The sequence below is a fragment of the Vulcanibacillus modesticaldus genome (assembly GCF_001730235.1).
GTDB classification, from domain to species: domain Bacteria; phylum Bacillota; class Bacilli; order Tepidibacillales; family Tepidibacillaceae; genus Vulcanibacillus; species Vulcanibacillus modesticaldus.
Genome location: NZ_MIJF01000002.1, coordinates 1 through 517, shown reverse-complemented (window position 1 = coordinate 517; position 517 = coordinate 1). Strand labels below are relative to the sequence as shown.

Below are 517 nucleotides of genomic sequence, written 5' to 3'. Positions count from 1 at the left end.
TGCCGCGGTGAATACGTTCCCGGGCCTTGTACACACCGCCCGTCACACCACGAGAGTTTGCAACACCCAAAGTCGGTGAGGTAACCAATATGGAGCCAGCCGCCTAAGGTGGGGCAGATGATTGGGGTGAAGTCGTAACAAGGTAGCCGTATCGGAAGGTGCGGCTGGATCACCTCCTTTCTATGGAGTCGACTCATCTTAAGAGATGAGAAAAAAAGGGCTTGGATACACTGTTTAGTTTTGAAAGAGTAAAGAACTCTTTCAAGAGAATGCACCTTGAAAACTAGATAGCGAGAAAAAGAAATTCACCGAGAAGAGCGTAAAGAATAGGTTAAGCTACAAAGGGCGCACGGTGGATGCCTTGGTGCTAGGAGCCGAAGAAGGACGGGACGAACACCGATATGCCTCGGGGAGCTGTAAGTGAGCATTGATCCGGGGATTTCCGAATGGGGGAACCCATGCTTCGTAATGGAAGCATACCCATCTCTGAACACATAGGAGATGAGGAGGCAACCAG

At 50.3% G+C, this 517-nt stretch carries 2 rRNA genes; both read left to right on the top strand.

What is annotated here, in order from left to right:
* Positions 1 to 180: ribosomal RNA gene (locus BHF71_RS00855) — 16S ribosomal RNA — on the top strand; the annotation flags it as partial.
* Between the two features lie 149 nt (positions 181 to 329).
* Positions 330 to 517, top strand: a 23S ribosomal RNA gene (locus BHF71_RS00850); the annotation flags it as partial.